At 31.9% G+C, this 22,379-nt stretch carries 25 protein-coding genes; 10 read left to right on the plus strand and 15 right to left on the minus strand.

Going from position 1 to position 22,379, the window contains the following annotated elements; translation table 11 throughout:
• Positions 1-42: 42 nt before the first annotated feature.
• The gene (locus STK_RS12740; RefSeq protein ID WP_052846769.1) at positions 43-1,095 is read left to right on the plus strand and encodes an acetoin utilization protein AcuC; all 1,053 of its coding nucleotides are present in this window, start codon (positions 43-45) and stop codon (positions 1,093-1,095) included.
• Here STK_RS12740 and purT read toward each other — a convergent pair.
• Positions 1,084-2,277: a formate-dependent phosphoribosylglycinamide formyltransferase gene (gene purT, locus STK_RS12745; protein ID WP_052846770.1), complete on the minus strand. Its 1,194-nt coding sequence runs from the start codon at positions 2,275-2,277 to the stop codon at positions 1,084-1,086. The two genes, STK_RS12740 and purT, sit on opposite strands and share 12 nt — an antisense overlap.
• Before the next feature lie 53 nt (positions 2,278-2,330).
• Positions 2,331-2,927 carry a hypothetical protein gene (locus tag STK_RS12750; protein WP_010980394.1) on the minus strand — a complete coding sequence of 199 codons (597 nt, stop codon included), beginning with the start codon at positions 2,925-2,927 and terminating at the stop codon, positions 2,331-2,333.
• Positions 2,928-2,975: 48 nt separating this feature from the next.
• On the opposite strand from STK_RS12750, the gene STK_RS12755 reads away from it, so the two are divergent.
• Positions 2,976-3,623: a phosphatidate cytidylyltransferase gene (locus STK_RS12755; protein ID WP_010980395.1), complete on the plus strand. Its 648-nt coding sequence runs from the start codon at positions 2,976-2,978 to the stop codon at positions 3,621-3,623.
• Here STK_RS12755 and STK_RS12760 read toward each other — a convergent pair.
• A complete protein-coding gene (locus tag STK_RS12760) occupies positions 3,597-4,226 on the minus strand; it encodes a hypothetical protein (protein WP_069168210.1) in 630 nt (209 codons plus the stop codon). The two genes, STK_RS12755 and STK_RS12760, sit on opposite strands and share 27 nt — an antisense overlap.
• A 101-nt stretch (positions 4,227-4,327) precedes the next feature.
• Between STK_RS12760 and STK_RS12765 the strand changes: the two genes are divergently transcribed.
• Entirely contained in the window at positions 4,328-4,768 is a 441-nt protein-coding gene (locus tag STK_RS12765; protein ID WP_010980397.1) for a hypothetical protein, read from the plus strand.
• Here STK_RS12765 and STK_RS12770 read toward each other — a convergent pair.
• Complete coding sequence (locus tag STK_RS12770; protein ID WP_010980398.1) at positions 4,756-5,733, minus strand: FAD-dependent oxidoreductase; 978 nt, start codon at positions 5,731-5,733, stop codon at positions 4,756-4,758. The two genes, STK_RS12765 and STK_RS12770, sit on opposite strands and share 13 nt — an antisense overlap.
• Before the next feature lie 35 nt (positions 5,734-5,768).
• Between STK_RS12770 and STK_RS12775 the strand changes: the two genes are divergently transcribed.
• Together STK_RS12775 and STK_RS12780 are read left to right on the plus strand one after the other, a co-directional pair.
• On the plus strand, positions 5,769-6,572 hold the full coding sequence (locus STK_RS12775) for a hypothetical protein (protein WP_010980399.1): 804 nt from the start codon (positions 5,769-5,771) through the stop codon (positions 6,570-6,572).
• Complete coding sequence (locus tag STK_RS12780) at positions 6,556-7,092, plus strand: MogA/MoaB family molybdenum cofactor biosynthesis protein (RefSeq protein WP_010980400.1); 537 nt, start codon at positions 6,556-6,558, stop codon at positions 7,090-7,092. Before STK_RS12775 ends, STK_RS12780 begins: the two co-directional genes overlap by 17 nt.
• On the opposite strand, the gene STK_RS12785 is transcribed toward STK_RS12780, so the two are convergent.
• Positions 7,074-8,957 (minus strand): 4Fe-4S dicluster domain-containing protein, encoded by a 1,884-nt coding sequence (locus tag STK_RS12785; protein ID WP_010980401.1) that lies wholly within the window; start codon positions 8,955-8,957, stop codon positions 7,074-7,076. The two genes, STK_RS12780 and STK_RS12785, sit on opposite strands and share 19 nt — an antisense overlap.
• Positions 8,958-9,005: 48 nt before the next feature.
• The gene (locus tag STK_RS12790) at positions 9,006-11,222 is read right to left on the minus strand and encodes a DEAD/DEAH box helicase (RefSeq protein WP_052846772.1); all 2,217 of its coding nucleotides are present in this window, start codon (positions 11,220-11,222) and stop codon (positions 9,006-9,008) included.
• Between the two features lie 54 nt (positions 11,223-11,276).
• Between STK_RS12790 and queC the strand changes: the two genes are divergently transcribed.
• Positions 11,277-12,659, plus strand: a complete 1,383-nt coding sequence (queC, locus tag STK_RS12795) for a 7-cyano-7-deazaguanine synthase QueC (RefSeq protein WP_010980403.1) — start codon at positions 11,277-11,279, stop codon at positions 12,657-12,659.
• Here queC and sul7s read toward each other — a convergent pair.
• Positions 12,656-12,847, minus strand: coding sequence for a winged-helix single-stranded DNA-binding protein Sul7s (gene sul7s / locus STK_RS12800; RefSeq protein WP_052846773.1), 192 nt, complete (start codon positions 12,845-12,847; stop codon positions 12,656-12,658). The two genes, queC and sul7s, sit on opposite strands and share 4 nt — an antisense overlap.
• A gap of 87 nt (positions 12,848-12,934) precedes the next feature.
• Between sul7s and STK_RS12805 the strand changes: the two genes are divergently transcribed.
• Genes STK_RS12805 through STK_RS12815 form a run of 3 tightly spaced genes read left to right on the plus strand, consistent with a single transcriptional unit; the run spans position 12,935 to position 14,589 of the window.
• A complete protein-coding gene (locus STK_RS12805) occupies positions 12,935-13,300 on the plus strand; it encodes a hypothetical protein (protein ID WP_010980405.1) in 366 nt (121 codons plus the stop codon).
• Positions 13,301-13,304: 4 nt separating this feature from the next.
• Entirely contained in the window at positions 13,305-13,787 is a 483-nt protein-coding gene (locus STK_RS12810; RefSeq protein ID WP_010980406.1) for an AAA-associated domain-containing protein, read from the plus strand.
• Between the two features lie 58 nt (positions 13,788-13,845).
• A complete protein-coding gene (locus STK_RS12815) occupies positions 13,846-14,589 on the plus strand; it encodes a VIT1/CCC1 transporter family protein (protein WP_010980407.1) in 744 nt (247 codons plus the stop codon).
• Here STK_RS12815 and STK_RS12820 read toward each other — a convergent pair.
• The 3 genes from STK_RS12820 to STK_RS12830 all read right to left on the minus strand — a co-directional run bounded on the left by STK_RS12820 (position 14,586) and on the right by STK_RS12830 (position 16,913).
• Positions 14,586-15,512 (minus strand): MBL fold metallo-hydrolase, encoded by a 927-nt coding sequence (locus STK_RS12820; RefSeq protein ID WP_010980408.1) that lies wholly within the window; start codon positions 15,510-15,512, stop codon positions 14,586-14,588. The two genes, STK_RS12815 and STK_RS12820, sit on opposite strands and share 4 nt — an antisense overlap.
• 10 nt (positions 15,513-15,522) lie before the next feature.
• Entirely contained in the window at positions 15,523-15,771 is a 249-nt protein-coding gene (locus STK_RS12825) for a hypothetical protein (RefSeq protein WP_052846774.1), read from the minus strand.
• 80 nt (positions 15,772-15,851) lie between these two features.
• Positions 15,852-16,913 carry a M24 family metallopeptidase gene (locus STK_RS12830; protein ID WP_010980409.1) on the minus strand — a complete coding sequence of 354 codons (1,062 nt, stop codon included), beginning with the start codon at positions 16,911-16,913 and terminating at the stop codon, positions 15,852-15,854.
• Positions 16,914-16,948: 35 nt separating this feature from the next.
• Here STK_RS12830 and STK_RS12835 point away from each other — a divergent pair, with 35 nt between their 5' ends.
• Positions 16,949-17,938, plus strand: coding sequence for a histone deacetylase family protein (locus STK_RS12835; protein WP_010980410.1), 990 nt, complete (start codon positions 16,949-16,951; stop codon positions 17,936-17,938).
• Here STK_RS12835 and STK_RS12840 read toward each other — a convergent pair.
• From STK_RS12840 to thiD, 5 genes are all read right to left on the minus strand, one after another.
• A complete protein-coding gene (locus tag STK_RS12840; protein WP_010980411.1) occupies positions 17,935-18,768 on the minus strand; it encodes a zinc ribbon domain-containing protein in 834 nt (277 codons plus the stop codon). The genes STK_RS12835 and STK_RS12840 overlap by 4 nt on opposite strands.
• Before the next feature lie 31 nt (positions 18,769-18,799).
• Positions 18,800-19,519, minus strand: coding sequence for a class II glutamine amidotransferase (locus tag STK_RS12845; protein WP_010980412.1), 720 nt, complete (start codon positions 19,517-19,519; stop codon positions 18,800-18,802).
• Positions 19,512-20,210, minus strand: a complete 699-nt coding sequence (locus tag STK_RS12850) for an MBL fold metallo-hydrolase (protein ID WP_010980413.1) — start codon at positions 20,208-20,210, stop codon at positions 19,512-19,514. The genes STK_RS12845 and STK_RS12850 overlap by 8 nt, the downstream gene beginning before the upstream one ends.
• 87 nt (positions 20,211-20,297) lie before the next feature.
• Positions 20,298-21,173 carry a ribokinase gene (gene rbsK, locus STK_RS12855; protein ID WP_010980414.1) on the minus strand — a complete coding sequence of 292 codons (876 nt, stop codon included), beginning with the start codon at positions 21,171-21,173 and terminating at the stop codon, positions 20,298-20,300.
• Positions 21,170-22,378, minus strand: a complete 1,209-nt coding sequence (gene thiD / locus STK_RS12860) for a bifunctional hydroxymethylpyrimidine kinase/phosphomethylpyrimidine kinase (protein WP_010980415.1) — start codon at positions 22,376-22,378, stop codon at positions 21,170-21,172. Before thiD ends, rbsK begins: the two co-directional genes overlap by 4 nt.
• Position 22,379 lies beyond the last annotated feature (1 nt).

The following is a 22,379-nucleotide window of genomic DNA, read 5'->3' on the forward strand; positions in this document are numbered from 1 at the left end:
CCAGATGTGCATTTATATAGTTTTTCAACGAGTATAATATGTGTGCATAAGACAGCGTTTGTATGGGATGATAGATACTTAAACTATTCCTTTCCAGGTAATCATCCTTTTAAATCTCTTAGAGAAGCAATGACTAAGAAACTCTTAGAAGAAAGAGGAGCATTTCACGAAATAGATATAGTACCTCCTAAGGTAATTAGCGAAGAATTATTATCTCTTATACATACAAAAGAATATATAGAATTTATTAAGAGAAAGAGCGAAGAGGGTAGTGGATTATTAGATGAAGGAGACACTCCAGCATTTAAAGGAATTTTTGAAGCTGCTCTTATTAGAGTGAGTGGTACTGTTACAGCTGTAGAGCTTCTACAATCTTATGATCATACTATAAATATTGGAGGCGGATTTCATCATGCTAAAAGATCCCAAGCGTCTGGTTTTTGTGTGTTTAATGATGTAGCGTTAGCTATAAAGTTGGCAGAGAGAAGTTTCAAAAAAATTGCATTAGTGGATATTGATGGTCATCATGGCGATGGAACTCAATACTTGCTTTATGATGACCCAAAAGTTTTGAAAGTCTCTCTTCATATGTTTCATCCAAGATTTTTCCCTGGTACTGGAGATGAATATGAGATAGGTTCTGGAGAGGGAAAAGGTATGACTATTAATATTCCGTTGCCTCCAGGGACTGGAGATGATATGTATCTTTACGCGTTTAATGAAATAGTTGTTCCAAAGATTAAGGAGTTTAAGCCAGATTTGATATTTCTTCTTAATGGTGGAGATTCTTACTACGAAGATCCTCTTGTAGAGCTTAAACTTTCTACAAAAGGTTATCTTGAAGTAGTAAGGACTGTTCACTCGCTTGCCCATCAATTTGCTAATGGTAAGTTAGTTATGACAGGTGGTGGAGGATATAATTATGAAGCTACAGCAAGAATATGGGCTTTATCAATAGCAGAAATAGCTGGATTGGATTTTACTGAATTTGAAACTTTAGAGGATTGTTGTTTAATAGCTTCTAGTGAATTTGTCAAGAAAAGAGTATTAGAAATAGTAGATAAATTAAAGAAAATACATGGTCTAAGTAACTAGGACTAATGAAGCTGCTTTCCTTGCTTTTTCCTTTGCTTCCTCTACTGTATTACCAGTAGCTAATACCACTCCCATTCTTCTTTTATAATACGTTGATGGTTTTCCGAATAGCCTTATTTGAACACCAGGAATTTGCAAAGCTTTTTCTACATTTAAAAATTTAGGTGCCCATCCTTCATTATTTGCCAAAATAACGTGTGCAGCAGCTGGCGAAACTATCTTCACCTCAGGTGTAGGTAAACCTAATGCACTCCTAACGTGAATTTGAAATTCATTAATATCTAGGCTTGCCATTGTAACTAATCCAGTATCATGAGGCCTTGGGGATACTTCACTGAATAATACCCTATTCCCAGAGACTATTATTTCTACACCAAATATACCGAAACCGCCTAATTCATTAACAACTCTTGTAGCATATTCTTGGGCTCTTTCTATTATATCTTTATCCACTGTTGAGGGGTGCCAAGATTCCACGTAGTAATACACATCTGAGGGTCTTTGATGTTCAATTGGGGTAATTGTCTTAGTTACAACTCCTTTATCATCTAAATACCTATAGGTTAAAACTGTAAGTTCTCTGTCAATTTTAACGTATTCTTCTACTATTACTTGTTCGCTTTTTCCTCTTGCGTGTGTAATAGCTTCTTTAAACTTTTGTTCTACTTCAGATTCATTATATACAACCTCATGCCCGTGTCCACTAGAACTCATTTCTGGTTTTATTATACAAGGATATCCAATATCCTTGCAAATTTTCTTTACTTCTTCAGGATTTTCAGCAAATCCATACTGTGTTGTTGGTACTTTAACTTTTTCCGCCGCTAACTTCCTTAATTCAATTCTATTCATGCAGATTTTTACGGCCTTAGCGTTAGGAATTACTTTGTATCCTTCACTTTCTAACTCTAATAGCGCATCTGTGTTTATAGCCTCAATTTCTGTAATTATTGCGTCTGGGTTCTCTTTCTTTATAATACTCTTTATTGCGTTTCCGTCTAACATATTAACAACGTATTTTCTATGGGCTACGTGCATAGCTGGGGCCATATCATACCTATCAACTACAACTGTCTCTATACCCATTCTTTGTGCCTCAATTACCATTTCTTTTCCTAACTCTCCTCCACCTAGCCAGAGAAGTTTCTTTGCTCCTTCGAATAAAGGAGTACCTATCTCCATGAAATTCATTTACTTAAACTATGTAATAAATTTATCTTTCTACTTGTGGTTTTTTACTTAATTATGTAAAACTCAATCCATCTAAGCAATCTCTCTGGATCTTTAACAAAATAGTAAAAACAAATCCACTTACTCGCTTTACAATTTCCACTCCAAGGAAATACTATTGCACCTATGGGAAACTTCTTTTCATATTCTCTTATCTGTTCATTGTTATAATCTCCAACTTTTGCTTCTATTGCTATTTTTCCTTCAACAATAAAATCTGGTTTATTATGAACTTTCATACCGTATATGTAGTCATAAATTTTCTTATTTCTCTCTACTTTATAATATTTCGAAAGAACAGAGAATACATATTCTTCAAACACATAACCAATTAACTGGTTTAGTTTTAATCTTCTAGATCTAATGTCAGGATAAGCAAGTGCATAATTAACATCAACTTTAACTCCAGTAATTTTTTCTAATTCATTCAATTTCTCTAATAACAAACTTTCGTCACCTAAAAAAGAAAAAGAATAGTTAGTTATTTCATTTCCGTTTTTATTAAAAACTTTAACACCAATTCTATCTACAATAACTATTATATCACCATTATCATGTGGAACTAATTTATTTCCATTCATTTTGTATAAAAATACTTGCATGATGAAATATAGGTGAACTTATAAATAAACAGTGATCTTTCATATTGTATGCCTCTTTTGACATTAGCTGACATATTATGGGGAGTTATACTTACAATTTGGGTCGGTATTGTTACCTTATACATTTCCAAGATAATTAGTAAGTATACAAGTGTTTACGTAGCAAGAAAAGCCATTCATATGCTGGGTGGTGGTGTAGTTGCGGTATTATCCCCATTTGTATTTACGTCTCCTCTGGTTCCTATTATAGCATCTTATACATTGATGACATACCTTATAGTAAGGAGGATTAAAGATGGTATTATGGGATGGTTCCAAGAAAAAGATAATTATGGAGAGATATTTTATACTTTCTCATATGGTACATTACTATTAATAATGTGGGTTATTGATGGAAACTATTGGTCTACTAAAGATGTTTTCATACCATTACTTCCAATATTTTATATGTCATTTGGTGATGGAGTTACTGGTATAATAAGGAATTATGTATATAAGCGAAGAGTAAAAGGTTTTTGGGGAAGTCTAGGTATGGCTATTGTTTGTATCCCCCTTGGTTATTATCTCTTTGGTCTTTACGGTGCTATTTCTGGTATAATAGCTACTATAGTTGAAGCTCTACCTTTAGTTGATGATAACTTAAGTATACCATTTGTTTCTTTCTTGTTCCTATATTCCGTCATAAAATTGTTTTAGATTGTAAAAGCTTTTATTATCTATAATGTTTATTTTCATAACCTTAGAATTTATGGTAATAATTCCATTAATTTTACTATTTTTAACATCGTTTAACGTGATATCTGGAGTCTTGGAATACTTTCTTATCAGTCTCATCAAATTTCTAATTTCATCTTCCGATCTTTCATTTGGATCCTTTAGTAACTCCTTAGGAATTGGAGGCAAGTAAAAAGAAGGTACTGCAATATAGAATTCATTCGCAATATTACTATAGCGGGATATTTTTAAAGCTAATCTACTCATTAAGAATTCTTCTGGATTAATAGCATTAATAGGTGGAACATACCCAGTTTCCACTTCAATGCCAATATCTGTACCTTTAATTGCATAAATATCTATTACTCCTCCACTTACCTCTACTTCTACATAAACTCGAAATCCGCGATTAATTAGGAATCCGGATAAAATAAGTTCTAAGATGGAATGATTTATATTTAGAATTCCTACCTTACTTAAACCTAATAACTTCTTGTAAATATCTTCTATATTCACATTTTTTCCAAAGTAATTAGTCACTTTTTCATACATTATCTGTAAATCTTTAGAGTGATCTCCTCTCATTTTAATCACTCAGACTGGGAAGCGCTCTTCATCAGTCTGTAAACCGTCGTGTCATCATTAATTGAAAAATCATTTATCATTCAAGCTTAAAAATAATATACATGATAAGTTGGTTACTAGGTTCTCCTCCTCCACCTTGGCATTACCTAGATGATGTATTTCAAGAGTATAGTAATGTAGCTGTATATCTTAATGCTTATGGTAATATCGAGATCATAAAAGTCAGCGATATTGATGAATTTCATGCACCCACTTCAGTATTAATTAGTGGGTATTATTTGTTAACACTCAAACCATATTATATAAAGCTTAGGAAATTTGTTGCATTTCCAACTAGAAGATTACCAGTTATTAAGCGATTAATCAAATATCCTAGATGGAGGTCAATGGAATACTATTATAAAGACGAATTTCTAATTGGATGGTTAATATACGATTGTGATAACTGCAAAGAAAAACAAAGACTCCATTTAGAAGTTAATGAAGAAATTATGTCTGATGATGAAATAGTAGAAAAGCATTTACAGATTTATAATTCATGAGGTTCTTTACCTAATTCAAAATCTGAGACGTTAGAGAAACGATCTATTATATATTCTTTCTCTTCTGTACCTTTTGTTATGAAGTCAACTAATAATTTAGCAATCCCAGGACCTACTTCTGCACCGTAACCGTTCAATCCACCTGCAATATAAACTTTATCAGTTATTCTACCGTAAACCGGTTTCATATCTGGAGTACCTTCACAATACCCTTCTCCTCTAAATAAAGGTCTCAATTCCCCAACTCTCTCAGTTGCCTTTTTAACTGGGGATAGATCTCCAAATCTCTTAGTAAAAGGATCACTTACTATGGTATCTCCATCTCCTACAATATTAAGCTTCATTCCCAATCCAAATAGAGGTCTTGAATAATATCCTAATTCATAGTCATATATGAAGACTTTATCTAGAAGAGAATTAGTATTACTAGTAACCCATGCCCAGCAATAATACGATTTTAGGGGAAGTTTGAAATCAGTTATATAACTATTCCAGGCACCAGCAGTTAAAATTATAATATCAGCGTTTACTGTTTTACCATCAACTTCTACTACACTATTTTTTATTTTTGCTACTCCATCAATATAAGGTACTTTATCGATCAACTTTTTTATTGCTACGAGGCTATCGGTATTTTTTCCTACTATTGCATAAGAATTTAGCCAGTTTATGTATTTTTCCTCTACGTTAAAACCATAGGACATCCAATCATCAATTATTTTCTTATCAATTTTTCCTATGGTATACGATGGATATTTAATTGAAGGAATTTTATACTTTTCATAAAATTTTTTACTTTCAATTGCTAACTCTATATCTTTTCCTTTAAGTAGAAGTGAGTGAATTAACGTAGGATAAAACTTTCTAAATCCAGATTCTACTACAATGACTGAATGACCAAGATCTTTTAGCATATAATATAAAGAACTTCCTACTATTCCTCTTCCTATTATTAGTATTTTCACAATTTTTAAAACCTAGCTAAGAGGATTAAAAACTAATGATTATTGAAGGATATATGTTGAAATATGCCAATATTATATGGGCCGTAAAAGGTTGTTTTCACCCTGAAGGTTATGCGGTAGCTGTTCCTAGAGTTTATAAAGGTGAAAAAATAAAGAAAATGAGTGAAGCTTTAAAAATAGTCAAAGAGAAATTCCCTTTCTTGTTAAGATACGTCCCAGAAATAGGCTTTAAAGTTCCATTAGTTCCGTTAAAAGATGCTATAGTACTTGATCCGTTTAGCAAGGAAGTAGATGATGAATTACCAAGGAGATTTATAAGTTATTTTAAAGGAAAAATTGGAGTAACTGGAAGTTTGTTATATTCAAATGAGTATAATGACATCGATCTTTTAAGCTTTGATGAATCACATTATATTACCCTTAAAGAATTAAGAGAAAAGGGAATTACAAGTCCTCTTAATAAAACAAATTTAGATGAAATAGAAATACTAGAAGAAGAAGATTTTAGAATACTTAAAGAGAAAAGAGTATTAGAAGGGGTATATAAGGGTAAACCCTATACTTTTAAGATTGTAAAATGTGTTGATTTTGGTTACGTGATGAATAAAGAAGAATTCAAGGGTGTCATAAAAATTACCAAAGCAATAAAACCTTACTCGTTACCAGTTATTTACCTAACAGATTTAGGCTATTATTTAACTTCATTTAGAATAAGATTTGCTGAACTTAAAGAGGGGATTTCGCTTTACGTTGTTGGCACATTGTTAAAAAGGGATAAATTCCTAGATTTAGATTTAGACATTGCTAAAGAGGTAAAGCTCTATGAGTCACGCCCATAAGAAGCATAAAGAAAATGCTCCTAAATCACTCAATTTCTATGTTATTACTATAAGTACCTCAAGATATGAAAAACTCTTAAAAAAAGAGCCTATAGTGGATGAATCTGGTGACATAATAAAGCAATTACTCATAGAAAATGGACATAAAATAATCGGCTATTCTTTAGTCCCAGACGATAAAATAAAAATTCTTAAGGCATTTACTGATGCCTTATCTATAGATGAAGTTGACGTCATAATCTCAACTGGAGGTACTGGTTATTCACCTACTGATATTACAGTAGAGACTATCAGAAAGCTTTTCGATAGAGAGATTGAAGGTTTTTCTGATGTCTTTAGGTTAGTTAGCTTTAACGATCCGGAAGTAAAAGCTGCTGCATACTTAACAAAAGCTTCAGCAGGAATTATAGGTAAAAAGATAGTTTACTTATTACCTGGCTCTCCAGATGCTGTGAAGTTAGCTCTTAAAGAGCTAATACTACCGGAGGTAGGCCACTTAGTTTATTTAGTAAGAAGTTGAATAATTTTTTCCTCTAAGATTTTCTTTTCTTCCGATGAGAATTCATCTATTCTATCTATGTAAAAATATAGTATTAATGCCTCTTCTAATGGAATTTCTTTCAAAGCGTATAAAAATAAACTATCAGTCACTTCACGATATATATCATCTGCTATACCGTAGTACCATTTAGCATCGTCTAATAATTGAGCAGAGTTCTCAAGAGATTTCCTAATTTTCGAAGCTATTAGATCAATAATATTTAGGTTAATTTGTGGTATTACAATATCTAAAGGTGTCTTTATATTAAGCTTCTCCGAAGTAAAGGGACAAAGAGTAATTTCAGCATTTATTTTGCTTGGTGTATTTTTATTGTTTAACAAATCAAGAAAAGCAAAGCTGCATTTACTTGGTTTTATTTTCTTTTCTAAATCTCTAAAATAACAAGGTATATGTAACTTACTTTTATCAATTTCAACATCAGACATTACATAATTTTCTATGTAGTCTATATCTAAAACTGAATAGCGTTTTAAAGGTTGTAAATAATAATACTCTTCTGGTGTTATAGTTATTATTAAGTTTATTCCGCTAAATTGATTAGAGAGTAATTTCCAGTCAATTTGATTTTTAACAAGTCTTTGAATATCTAAGTCTATATATTTTAATCCCACCTTTAATCCTTTAGAATATAAATACAATAATGATTTCAGTATTCTTTCTTCAAATCTACTACTTATAGGGGTAATTAGTATTACTTTTTCTGACTTCAGTTCTTTAAGCTTATTTTCCGTTCTAACATTACTTATATCATATACGGCAGATTTAGAGATATCGGAAATTATATCTAGATTAGCAGGGCATACGTCTACGCATTTTCCACACATATGACAATTAATTTGAACTGACGATCCTAAACTTTGTAAAACATAAAACCCTAAGGGGGAGTAAATTTTTGATTTTGTGTATTCAACGTAAGGGCATACGTCTACGCATTTTCCACACATTATACAGCCATTTAAATTATTTTCACCAGAAGTATCTGAAAAGTTTGACAGTTCTACATCAGGAGGAAAGATAAGAGAAGTATTGGAATAAATAGAGAAATAAACCTTGTTAAAACTAATTCTTAGATATGCCTCTATCGAGTTTGTAATCTGATCTTTAATTTTATATAAATTATCAATTGTTGTTGTACCAAAATATCGATATTTATGAGGAAAACTAAGATCTTCATAGATTATTTTTCCGTCAGATAAATCAGTAATAAATTTCTTTAATAATTCCTCTCTTAATCTAGGATAAGTGGCACTTAGCTCAAATTTTCCATCTCTCCAAACTAATGTTATATCCCTAAATGGAGGTATACTACTACTAAACCATGATTTTAGCTTATAGTAAATAACGTCAAATTCTTGACTTGTTAAACTTTTCACTATCAACTCTTTATTTTCCTTCTTAACTAAGACTGCATAGATTATACCTCCTTTATATCTCCCAGCATACTTCTCTCCGTTTAAATAAGCTTCTACCTCAACTCTATCTTTGATAAATCTAAACTCATTAAACCCAAAGCCTGCATCACCATACTCAACAGATCCTCCAACGGAAAAATTCAAGTTACCAAATAATTCTGGCTTAAACCCTATAACTTCTTTCCAAAGTGTTCCAGCTAAGATTCTTAGTTTATCATCTTTTTCTTCTATTCCCCTTAATGAAGTTAAATCTACTATAACTTTTCCCTCAACACCCCTTGAATATTCATATCTACCGATACCTTCAGTGATATTTTTTAAATCTTCTTCTGATTGTATAGTTATTATTTTTTCTGGAATTAGTGATGATCTTCTAGTTAAAGATAATCTTGAGTAAAATAAGTTTAACATTCTACATAAGAGGTTTAAGATAAGAATATAATAACTTTTCTACAAATTTTATACTATTGGGTTTCCAAATAGATCTTCTTCTTTATTAACGTTAATTGCTCTATTTTCTTTTAAAAATTTTATAAGTCTAAAGGATTTTTTCCTAGATAGAAATTTATTATTATTACCACAGTAAGGACTATAAATACACTTAGGACATCCATCTTCACAGTCGCACTTACCAGTTATATCCAGTGAAATATCGTAACTTTCTTCGAGTCTGTCAAATAAAAGCTTACTAACGCCACTTCCACCTATAACTGCATCATAAATAACTACATGACCGCTAGGATAACTTATACCGGCTAAATCAGTTAATGAAGCACCAGCAGTAACTCTGGCTGCACTAATTAAAACATGTTCTGTAGCGTGAAAAGCTTCAATTGCATCAAACTCACTAAATTCTGCAAGAATTGGATGTTTAATTATAATTCCTTTTGTTTGATAAGAAAATGTTATTGGTTCTTTATAATATCTCTCTTCTCTAGGTTTATTCTTCTTACTCATTATGTCATAAACTACAAAGCCATCAACTGAAATCATTATCTCAATTTCACCGTATTTTACTGGTAAACCTAATACTTCTTTACTTTCTATTTCTTTGAACGAAAGAAGATGGGTACTATATAAAGGCTTTGTATAATATGTTGTATCATCTGAAATCCTCCTAACTTTAGCAGTTAAATGGGATAGATCAACGCTTTCTACTGTATAAGTTCTTTTAGATATTAAATAAACAGCCTCTGGATAAAGATCATAAAGCGCAACTGGTAACTCTCTTTCCCCAATCTTTTTGTCTCCATCGTATATTTTCACCATAGGACCGGTAGATCTTATTGAAGTAGATTTAACAAATTTAACAAGTTCTGGTGTAGAGTAAGCATAATCTCCAGATATTTTCACTGGTAAAGAGCTAAGTGACTTTACCCAAAGTTTAGGGAGCGATGAAATTCTAACCTTTCCCTTTTCTACAACTAATGCTGCCGCATGGGCTTTTATAACTTCCATATTTGTTGTATCAAATGGTAAAGGAGTGAGCTTCCTCTTAAAGAACTCTTGAGGTCTACGATTGTAATATGCATCAATTGGATCCTCCCCAAGAAGGGTAAAAACATAACCTATCTTATTTCTTCTTCCTGCTCTCCCTGCCCTTTGTAAATATTTAACGTAACTAGGTGGATTTTCAGCCAATATAACAGCGTCTAAATCTCCTATATCTATGCCTAGTTCTAAAGTAGGTGTAGCGACCACGCCCATTATTCTTCCTCTTTTAAAATCTTCCTCAACCTTTATCCTCTCTTCTGGGTTAATACCAGCTCTATGCACTGGGATATCAAATCCGAATCTCTTTATTATTTTTCCTAAAACTTCCGCCATTTGTTGAGAGTCGACAAAGACTAAAACCTTAAGCCCTTTTTTCATTAAGAATGAAGCTAAATAGGCAGCAATAGTCCATCTACTTAAAGAACCTATATCTAAAAGAACATGAAAAGCAACACCTTTTCTTCTATTAGTACCTTGAATTATTTCTCCTTTTACGCCAAATAGCTCCTCAAACAAATAAGGAGATGCACCAATAGTAGCACTAGAGGCTATAACATGATAATCTCCAAATTCCCTAATTCTATCACTAATCATTCTAAGATGTGAACCTAATACGCCTTCATAAACGTGAACTTCATCAAAGACAAAATGTTCTGCTGTTCTTAACAATTTTCGAAATCTATGGCTTAATGCTAATCCTATATGAATCATATCAGGATTAGTTATCAGAATATGTGGAGGATTCTCATATAGTTTTTCCCTTTCTTTTTCTGGTGTATCTCCATCAAAAACACCTACAGTAACACCTAGTTCTGTTGTAAACTTAAGAATTCTTTCAAGCTGGTCTCTAGCTAGAGCTTTTGTAGGATAAACTAAAACACTCCTTTCTCCTTTTAGAGAAAAATCAAGAATCGGTATCAAAAAAGCTTCAGTCTTTCCTGTTCCTGTACCAGATACTATCATAATGTTCTTTCTATCTAAAATTTTATGTAGTGCTTCTTCTTGATACTTATAAAGTCTTTCAATTCCATGTTTTTTGAGGCTATCCTTTATTTTACTATTAATGTTAAGAGTATCTACAGAATCACCGAATTCGGGATCAAACGCAGTTTCCGTGTAAACATGTCTAATTTTAACGTTAAAGTAGTCTAAAGCATTCTTTACTTCATCAATTATATCCATAAATAACAAGATTGTGATAAGAAAATTTATTTTTAAATCCTCCATTATACGAATGTGTGTAGTGTAACTGGAGTACTAATAATTAAGCCAGAAAATTATGAAAAAATAGAAAAAAAGCTTATTCAGATTCTCAAGAGGGCAGAGGATAGAGGAAGAGACAGTTTTGGTGTTATAGTTATAGAGAAGGATGGAAGTGTAAGAAAAGTTAAAGCTTTAGGCAGGCCTTCAACTCAAGAAGAGAAGTTATATGGTATATTAGATGAGAATTCTAAGGTGATAATAGCTAATAATAGAGCAGAACCAACCACAGAATATGTAAGACAAAAGACAGAAGAGGATATTCAACCCTTTGAGGGAGAAAGATATATAGTTACGCACAACGGAATAATTGCTAACGACTTAGAATTAGAGAAAAAGTATAATGTAATAAGGAGAACTAAAATTGACAGTGCAGTTGTTCCACCAATTTTGGATAAATATTGGAATGGAGAAATAGAACAATTAAAGAAAATACTAAATGACATTAAAGGGAGTTTTGCGTTTATAATAGGTGATAAGAAGAGACCTAACAGAATTTACATTGCTCAGAATTTTAAGCCGGTATATATGATGTATGATAGAGAGTTAGGTGCTATATTCTTTACATCGCTTGATGATTATTTTGATGCCTCTGCATTTGATTCAGTAACGAAATTAGACCCTTACTCTATAGTAGAAGTTAATGACAATCTGGAAATTAGAAAAATTCAATTACTCGATAAGAAAATTAAAAAGGTTCTTGTAATTGCAAGTGGTGGATTGGACTCTACTGTAGCCGCAACATACTTACTAAGGCAAGGATATGAAATCACTCTTCTACATTTTAATTATCATCATAAAGCTGAGGAGAGAGAAAGAGAAGCCGTAAAGAAGATTGCAGAATATTTACAAGTACCATTAATAGAGATTGATACTGACTTGTTTAAAATTATAGGACATACCACATTACTTAAGGGTGGTGGGGAAATTGTTAAAGATAGGCTCGGGGAAGAAGGTGCAGAATTTGCTCATGAATGGGTGCCAGCAAGGAATTTGATCTTCTATTCTGTTGCTTTAGCATTAGCTGAGGCTTATGGGTATGATGCTATAGCTTCTGGAATAAATCTTGAAGAAGCTGGAGCTTATCCAGATAATGAAATGGAGTTTGTACGATTATTTGCTAAACTATCTCCTTATGCTACTGGACCTAATAAAAAAGTTGAAGTTATGATGCCAGTAGGCAATTTGGTAAAGCATGAAATTGTAAAACTTGGTGTTGAAATAGGTGCTCCACTTCATCTAACATGGAGTTGTTACGAAGGTGGACAAAAACATTGTGGAAAATGCGGACCTTGCTATATGAGGAAAATGGCATTTAGAATTAATGGACTTAATGATCCAGTAGAATATGAAAATTAGCCTTGATAATAGAAATATCTTCCTTTTCTTATCACCTTGTTTTCTCTCATTAATTGGACTAGTGCTGAATTAACTTCAGAAGCTGGAAAATTAACATATTTTATTAAATCACTAAATGTTATCCATTCTCTTTCTTTTAATATTTTTTCAACAATGTTTTTTATTTCCTCATTTTTACTTGAATTCATACCCATCTAATCTGTTCCGTTCCAAATAAATTTTGTGCCAAGTTGAAGAAGCAATAAGAATATATACTGTGTATTAAAAATATCCATATGAAGTTATTTATTCCCCTGATAGGTAGTGCTATGACACTATCGCTAGGCGGAATTTTACTTATAAATAAGGTTCCTTTTATTATATCTCTAGGAACTTTAATAGCCGTTTTATTATTTCTTACTTCATCCCTTCTTATCTATAAAGAGCATAAATCCGGTTATTATCTTGGTCTTGTTCTTAGCATCTTATCTATATTAGCTTCTGCGACTTCAACAACTCATGATAGAGCTTTATTAGCATTTGGTTCTTCTTTATATATTTCTATTTTAGATATATTAATGCTATTAGGTTTCTATTTTTTCCCAGTTCTTTATATTATACTTTTTGCAAAAAAGTTAAAAAGGAGTATGACTAATAAGTAAAGTAATGCAGACTCAAGTACCTATATTGTCACCTTCAGCTAGAGTAGCAGATTTGTTAGGTTTATTGACAGTATTATATAATAGCTTTGAAGGCAAAACAGACATTTACTTACTAGAGAAAGAATTGGAAGTGGACATAGATGATTTTATGCCCATAGTTTATGCTGCTAATACTCTAGGGTTTGTAACAATAGGGGACGGGGATATAATAATAACAGATAAAGGGATAGAATTTTTAAAAGGAAACATAAGAAAAAGAAAAGAACTATTAAGAGAGTCTTTACATAAAATTGAACCTTTCGCTACAGCTAAAGAACTTGGAAAGTTTAAAATTGAGGAATTACTAAGGAAATTGGAAGAAAAAGGAATTACAGCTTATTCTGGTCCTACAGGATATCATGATTTGCAAGTTATTTTAGCAGAATGGGGTGTATATTCTGGATTCCTAAAGTTAATTGACGATGAATATGAGGTAACAATTAGTTAATTTACGATATGGCGTAATCCAAGAATGTTTTATAAGGTTTTGTTAAAAACTGTAAATCATGGAGAATGAAAAAGTAGAAGAACCCGTACTACATTATACTCATGAAGCTGATGTATTTAGAACTAGAGTATTTGGTATCCAGGATGGACTTATTGGTGTAGGAGCCATAGCGCTAGGTGCAGCTGGGTATTCTCAAGATCCCTTGCTTGTATTAGTTACTGGATTGATAGCAACTATAGCACAAGCTTTTTCTATGGGTATTGGTGAGTACATATCTACGAGGGTAAGAAATCAAATAATAGAAAATGAAATACAAAAAGAACGTTATGAAATTGAAAAATATCCTGAAAAAGAGAAAGAAGAACTTAAGCAATTTTACTTAAGTAAAGGATTACCTGAAAAGGAGGCTGAAGAAATTGCTGAAAGGCTAATGAAAAATAAGGATATTGTGCTTCATGAAATGATGATCCATGAATTAAAACTATTTCCAGAAGAATTTGAGAAACCATTGAAATTAGGTTTTATTATGGCTTTATATTTAATTATCGGTGGGTTAATTCCCTTAGTTCCATTTATTTTATCCTTATTTGTAAAAATTCCCTTTATGTTTTCTATAATTTCCTCCATTCTTCTTGTTTTATTAACCCTAGGTGTATTTGGTTCAATGACTAGTAAGTATACTGGATTAAGTAAATTTAGAGGTGCATTTGAACAGATAGGAACTGGATTATTAGCACTCGTCGGTAGTTATATTGGTGGTGCAATAATTGGCTACTTTTTACCAATTCATGTTGCTATTTAATTATCTCCGGCATGTAATAATTTAGCTAATCCTCTAGGAATCCTAGCTGGTTTATTTTCTTTTTTGAATAGTTCCCTTCTATGAGCTTCAAGTAGATTTGGTTCTACCCCTAAATATTCAGCCGCTGAGATTACCTTAACTCCAAAATCTTTTGCCACCTCTTTTACTGGTTTTAATACATTTTCATGATTTAAATCCCTTAATACGTGATGATCGATTATAGCGTATTGAAGTCCGTTCTTTACTATAGACTCCATATTTTTTATTGATTTATCTAAGTCTTCTTCTGACAAAGCTCTACCTAATAAATAACTCAATGGTCCGTCTATTATAATAAAATTAGGTGAGATTTTTTTGGTAAAATCTAAATGTTGTTCTTTTGGAGCTCCCTCGATATCAGATGTAAAAAGCACTGTACCATCTTTGTCGTTTATACCCAGCTGAATAACATAACCTAGTCTTTCATCTGCTCCATGAGGTACAGCTTTTGAAAAAATTAATTTTGTTGAACCAAAAATAAATTCTTTTCCATCCGCAACTTCTATTTTATTAGGAATATCTTTCAGTGCTCTGAGAAATTTGGGCGCTCTTCTATATTTCTGGCTATTATTTATGTTATTTGTGGGATCTTTAATAAAAACCATTTTATTACTATATATCTCAATTGGAATAACATAACCTGGATCGTGATGATCATAATGATAGTGTGTTATGACTATAATGTCTACATCCTTAGATATTTCATAGATTTTTTTAGCTAATTCGGTCAACTTGTCTACTTCTAATTGGTGAGGAGGAAGTCCATATCTTCTTGGAGCTAAAGATACTGCGGGATCAATTAGGATTCTAACATCCTTAGTTTCAACTAAGGTTGCTTGCGATCTAACCCCTAGGCTCTCAAATGCTAATGGCGTAACTTTCATCTTTTCACAATTATAATCTTATGCTACTAATATCTAATATTGCTTCTCTTAATCTTCTCTTGAATTCTTCTAAATCTTGATATGCTAATCTAAGTCCATAATTTGTGTTTTTCTTTTCCATGTATTTTCCTACCCCATATAATGTTAAGCCAGATATTGTAGTTAGATGGAAGGGATCATCAAGTCCAAAAGCTATAAACTTTCCCACTGCTTGTAACGTTTTTCCTTTTGGTTCATAATCACCTAAAATTTCTTTCATATAAAATAAATTTTGTTTTACTAGATATAAGAAGTATGGGAATATAATATGGTATTTGCTTGTCCAAAACTATTTGAGTATTATACGATAAAAATCTCATCTTTCTGTAAATTATTCATTACAACAGCCTTACTATTGACATAAACCATATCCTCTATTCTAATACCAAATTTCTCAGGAAGATAAATTCCAGGTTCAATTGTAAATACCATATTTTTCTCAATCTTTCTCTTATAATTTGGTGCAATATAAGGTTCCTCATGAACATCAATGCCAATTCCGTGCCCAGTTCTATGTATGAAATATTTACTAAAACCATAGTTTGATATAACTTGTCTTGCAACTTTATCTATCTCACAAGCTTGTACATTTTCTTTTATCATATCTTCTGCCTTTTGTTGTGCTTCCTTAACTATTTCAAAGATTTTTACTATTTCTTCAATAGGTTTTCCAATACTAACTACCCTAGTAGTATCAGTAGAATACCCCTTATATTTTATTCCAAAGTCAAAAATCAGTATATCTCCTTGTTTTATTTCTCTAGTAGTAGATCTTAAGTGTGGCATAGATGTATTAGGTCCAGAAGTTACTATTGGTTCAAAAGACACACCATCAGCACCATTATTTAGGAATTCGTCCACTAGCATTTTAGCTATTTTCTTCTCATTCAAACCTGGCTTTATGTGATTTATTGCATTGAGAAATGATTTCTCAGCTATTCTAACTCCTTCCTTCATTATTTCAATTTCTTCATCTTGTTTAATTATTCGTAATTCCTTCATTATTTCATTTGCCTTAATAATTTGTGAAGGTGAAAAATTATTTATTATGTCTATTGTAAATGAGGACCAAAGAGTGTCATCAATTGCAATACTTTTCCCCTTTTCAATATTTAGTTTCTTGTAAGGATTTTCATCATCAGAATAACTTACGACCGGTATGTTAAAATGGGACAATTGTTCTTCATAAAGTTTGGGGGCTAAAAAGTAAACGTTCCAACTATCTATTATAAGAAATAATGGTCTTTCCATTTGTTCTTCAGTAAACCCGGTTAAATAAAACATGTTACTACCAGGCCCAAGAATTACATAATCAATCATTCTCTCTTTCATTAGTTCTCTGAGTCTAGCTATCCTCTTCATATAGCTTTTTTAAGCAAAAGCCCTATATAACTTCTGTGTCTTTAATACCACTAATTTATTCAGATGTTTATTTATTACACAAGCCCAAACATACGCATTCAGAGAATCCAGATAGAATAAAACGTGCTCTGGAAGAGTTAAAAAATTATCCCATAATTTCCCCACAAAAAGTATCAGAAGAAGAAGTTAAATTAATTCATGATGAAGATTACATTAACCTAGTTAAATCATCTAGCGAGAAGGAAAGTATGATTGATGCAGACACTTACACTAGCAAAGAAACATTTAATGTGGCACTCTACGCTCTAGGTGGGGCATTAAAAGCATTTGAGACTAATGGGTTTGGTTTGTTAAGACCACCAGGTCATCATGCTGGTAGGTTTGGAAAGGCATTTGGTGCCCCAACACTAGGTTTTTGTATTTTCAATAATATCGCTTTTCCTATAAGAAAATACGCCTTAACGAAGGTGTTAATTATCGATTTTGATGTGCATTATGGTAACGGAACTCAAGATATATTCTGGAACGATCCGGAGGTTGTACATATAGATATTCATCAAGATCCAAGAACTATATATCCTGGTACTGGATTTCCAGATATGATAGGAGGAAAAGATGCTGAAGGCACAAAGATTAATCTATTAATTCCACCATTAGGAGGGGACGATTTATATGAAGAGTTAATACCTATCATACAATCTGTAATTGATGACTTTAAACCTAAAATAATAGCCTATTCTGCTGGTTTCGATGCTTTTGAGGGTGATGGACTTGCTAGTGTAAGAGCTACTGAGTGGACATATTATAATATGGGTTTACTCTCAAATAGATTTGAAAGGAAATATGCAGTTCTAGAAGGTGGTTATGGTGTAGGTTTAATAAGAGGACTTAAGGCGTTTATATACGGATTACAAGGAGAAAAGAAGGTATATTCTAAAAATACATCATCAGATGCTGTTAAGAGTAGATTCAGAAATTATCTATCTGAAGAAAAGATGATATTAAGAGAATTCTGGAAAATTTAACAGGTATAATAGCATTTTAATGCTAAATTGTATGCAGCATTAAAGTCTCTATCTGCTTTGAATCCGCATGCTGGACATACAAATAAAGGCCCTAAAACTTCTCCTTTTTTGAATCCACAGTTTGAGCAGATTTTACTTGTATTATAAGGATCAACTAACTTATACTTTATACCCCTAGAATATAATTGTTGTTCTAGTTCTATCTCGATATTTCTTAAAGTATTTCCAACCTTATTTTCAAATATTCTTAAATCTTCTAAAGCTACGATCTTAGGGTTTAATTCATCAATGAAATTTACTATATCGATTATTACTTTTTTAACCTTATTTCTAATATTTTTTATTTCACTAACCCCTTGAGGATTTCCTAATATTTTAATCATTTCATCAGTGATCAATTCTTTTCCCCAAAACCTAGTCTTCCATAGTTTTCCGTTTCTCAAAGCTACAATTGTAATTAAATGTCTCACTCCAATATCTACCCCCACGATAGATCGAGGTTTTTCATATGCTAAGTAAACCTTAATGTTGTTTGTAAAATCTATAACCGCGTATAGTGGTATCTCTTCTCTTTCACTTTTTACTATGGCATTTATTCCTTTTAATTTGTAAGGATTATTACCTACTATTTCTATTGGTCCATATTTCACTTCGTTAGAATTTAATGCTAAATAGTACAATTCTTTTGGTATATTATGTGGTGGTGGTCCTACATCTTGTCCTTTCATTTTCAAAATTTTCGAATATTGCCTTATAAATTGGACTTCTTTGTATAATTCCCTCAATGTTCCGTAATCTATAATTTTAGCTTCAACTAATTCCTCGTTCATAAATATAAATTTGATTATCTATTTAAATGTTTTAGCCAGATATCTCATTAATTGAGCTAAAACTTAATTCTTCAACATTCTTACCTAAATAGTATCCAACAGTAGATGAAAATATATAGTTTTCATATCTATAAAGTTTATAATATTCTTCAATTTCTTTCATTCTATTTTTATTATAGTAGTATCCGACAAATATTCTAGGACCTTCTTGGTTATTAAAAGTTAGTAATGCAGAATTAAGACTAGAGGCGTACTGAGAAAGAGTACTTAACGTCTCCAAATAAGCAGTTTTAAAATCATTCTTCAAGGAATAATTTTTTATTATTTCTAGGAAAAACAAATAACTATCAGTTGAAGGGTAGTTAGGTTCGGAAAATGCCTTTCTATTTATAGAACCATTATGAGCGAAATATAAATCATGTGTGGATAATCTATAATAGTAGGGATGATTATGCCTTACACCTAAAAGGAAGTTTTTCCCTGCTTTCCTAGCATGAAATATAGCATATATCTCATCTCCCTTAAGCAAACTTAAGTAATCAAAAAACAGAGGATCTTCATAAATAGGCTCATTAGTCTTGTAATAAAGTACTTTCCACTTACCATTTTTTGAAATAAGTGCTACAAATCCCCAGCCATCTGAATGTGAACCATATTTGAAATAAACGTCATTCTTGCTGGCACTTAGAAAAGCTTTCAAAACTTCAAAATTTGGCTCTCCTTTTGCTTTAAAAGCAAGAATTCTACACATCTACTATCATACCATCATGAGCTATAATATAACCCTTTGCTATTTCTTTAACTTGATTTTCTATTTGGGCTGGAATATGTGTTATAATTAATTTATTGCGATCATACATCTCTATAAGTTGCTTCACTGAAGTATGTCCATATTGCTTACAATTATCTATACAACTACCTTCATGTATAATAAGGTCTGCATCTTTTGCTTCATCTAATACAGTTTCGCAAGGTTCCAAAGTATCTCCAGTGTAAATAATCTTCTTTTCACCATCTGTTATTATATAAGAAACAGCATAAATACTATGGCATGCTTCAACGGAATATATTTCTAGATCACTAATTTTAGCTTTTGGAAGTTCACTTTCTATCACATTTGCTGAAATGTTATTGCCACTTTTAACATATGAATCTAAGACATTAAGAATCCCTGGGGGTGAATAAACTCGTATTTCTTTCATTCTTAATATTTTTCTTTGAACTAAATGGTCAAATAATCCATTTATATGATCTATATGAAGATGTGTAATGAATATTGCTTCAAAATCTAAGAGGTTCAAATCCTCAATCTTAAAATTCGCTCCAGTGCCTAAATCTAGTAATACAGAAGTTCCTTCATTACTTTTAATGTATATAGAAGATTTAACCCTCTTTGAACCATAAGTTGCCCCAGCTCCAGTACCTATAAATATAATCTTCATAGATCATCCCTCTCATTAATATCAACAAGGTCATCACAACAAAGACCTATACATTCATGTCCTTCTGCTTCTTTTTCTTCATCTTTATTAATTCTCATTTTCTTCTTCAATTAAATTCTTCACCTCCTCGTACCTAGGTCCTAAAGCTCCAATAATTGTAGTTGAATATGAAGCTAACTTATTTGCTATTCTTACAGCCGTTCTAAGATCATAGTTTCTCTCTAAATATACAGCAAGTGCAGCGTTGAACACGTCTCCCGCACCAGTTGTATCAATAGGATTTACCTTTATAGTTGGTACTAAAATTTTTTCATGCTTAGTTGCTATTAATGCACCTCTTTCTCCCAGTGTAATTATAACTGCCTTTTTTACTTTCTTTAGCAATAATTGAATCCCAGAATCAATATCATCAGTATTTGTAAGCTCCTTAAATTCTATCTCATTAGGAGTCAAAATGTCAACATAATCTAAAATCGAGAAATCCTTGAGTATTGCTGGTGCAGGATTTAAGATCTTTATTCCATTAAATTCCTTAAGTGCTTTTTTTACAACTTTTTCATCTATCTCAAGTTGAGTAAGCAAAATATCTCCAGACAATGCATTATCTATATCTTCTTCATTTAAAAGGGCATTAGCACCCCTATTTACAACTATCACATTTTCTCCTCTCGAATTTACAATTATGTATGCCGAGCCAGTCACACTATTTTTTATTTTCACATATGCTGTGTCAATTCCTTCATCTTCCCAAAATCTTATTGCATTCTTCCCAAATTCATCATTTCCTACTGCAGCTATTATTCTAACTTTAGCCTTAAGCCTTGATGCAGATACTGCTTGATTTGATCCCTTTCCACCATGATTTATATAGATTTCTTTTGCAAATACAGTTTCTCCTTCATTAGGGAATTCGTCCACTTTAAGAATAAAATCTACATTGTAACTACCAACAACGGTAATCATAACTCTTTAATCCTCCTAAGTTTTTGTAAAATTTCATCTATGGAGTCACCTACTAAATAAACTCCGCCATCAAGCATTACAATATCACTATCTAAACCACTTTCAGATATTTTTAATAATCCTTTTTCTGAAATATTAAGAATCTTTTTAGTTAAAGCAATAGAAATACAAACTCTTTTATTAATCTTTTTTATCTTTGTACTTATATCATTTTCTATATTAATTAAAATAGGCCCATCCAATTTTATCTTATTTAGATATTTTATTATTCCTCCAGCTAAAGTAGCGACATCTCCATAATCGGTTAAGAATGCAACATTGCTTTTAGTATTATCTTCAATCACTTGTAAAAGTAATGATGGATCTTTCTCAAATTCCCATAACAATCTTTCAAGTTCTTCTCTTGCGAATTCCCTTTGTAATATTCTGTCTATTGGTGCAAAAGGATCCACTGGACCATAACCTTGGCCTAAATCTAAGGAGTATTTTATACTTAATGTAACATATTCTTTAGCTTTTATCAATGCATCTTCTAGTTTTTCTCCTTTAGCCAAATATGCTGTTAAAGAAGCAGAAAATACATCACCACTTCCGTGTGTATTTTTTGTGTTTATTGGTTCTCCCTCTAGTTCTAATTCTTTGCCATTTACTATTGCAAAATCTAGTCCACCAAGATGGCTTCCTCCTTTCACTACAACATTCACATTAAACATTTCATAAAGTTTCCTAGTTGCTTCTATGAGTGTTTTCTTATCAGTTATTTTTATTCCAGACAATTTTTCAGCTTCAAATTTATTTGGAGTAATTATTAGTGAGTGCTTAATAAGCTTCTTTAATGCATCAATAGTATCCTCAGTAACTAGGGGTGCACCAGATTTAGCTATCATAACTGGATCTAGCACTAGAGATATGTTATATTGTATGACTTTATTCATGACAGCATTAATTACCTTACTAGAAGCTAACATTCCAGTTTTTGCGTATTTTGGTTTTAAATCTATCATTACCGCATCAAATTGTGCCTCAATAAATTCGGGTGGAACTTCTAAAACATTGGTAACAGAAAAAGTATTTTGCGCTGTTAACCCTGTTACAATAACAGTTCCAAAGACACCTAAACTAGTAAAAGTTTTAAGATCTGCTTGAAGCCCTGCACCACCACCCGAATCACTACCAGCTATTGTCATTGCTACTGGTCTAATCATG

The organism is Sulfurisphaera tokodaii str. 7 (assembly GCF_000011205.1).
Lineage (GTDB): Archaea > Thermoproteota > Thermoprotei_A > Sulfolobales > Sulfolobaceae > Sulfurisphaera > Sulfurisphaera tokodaii.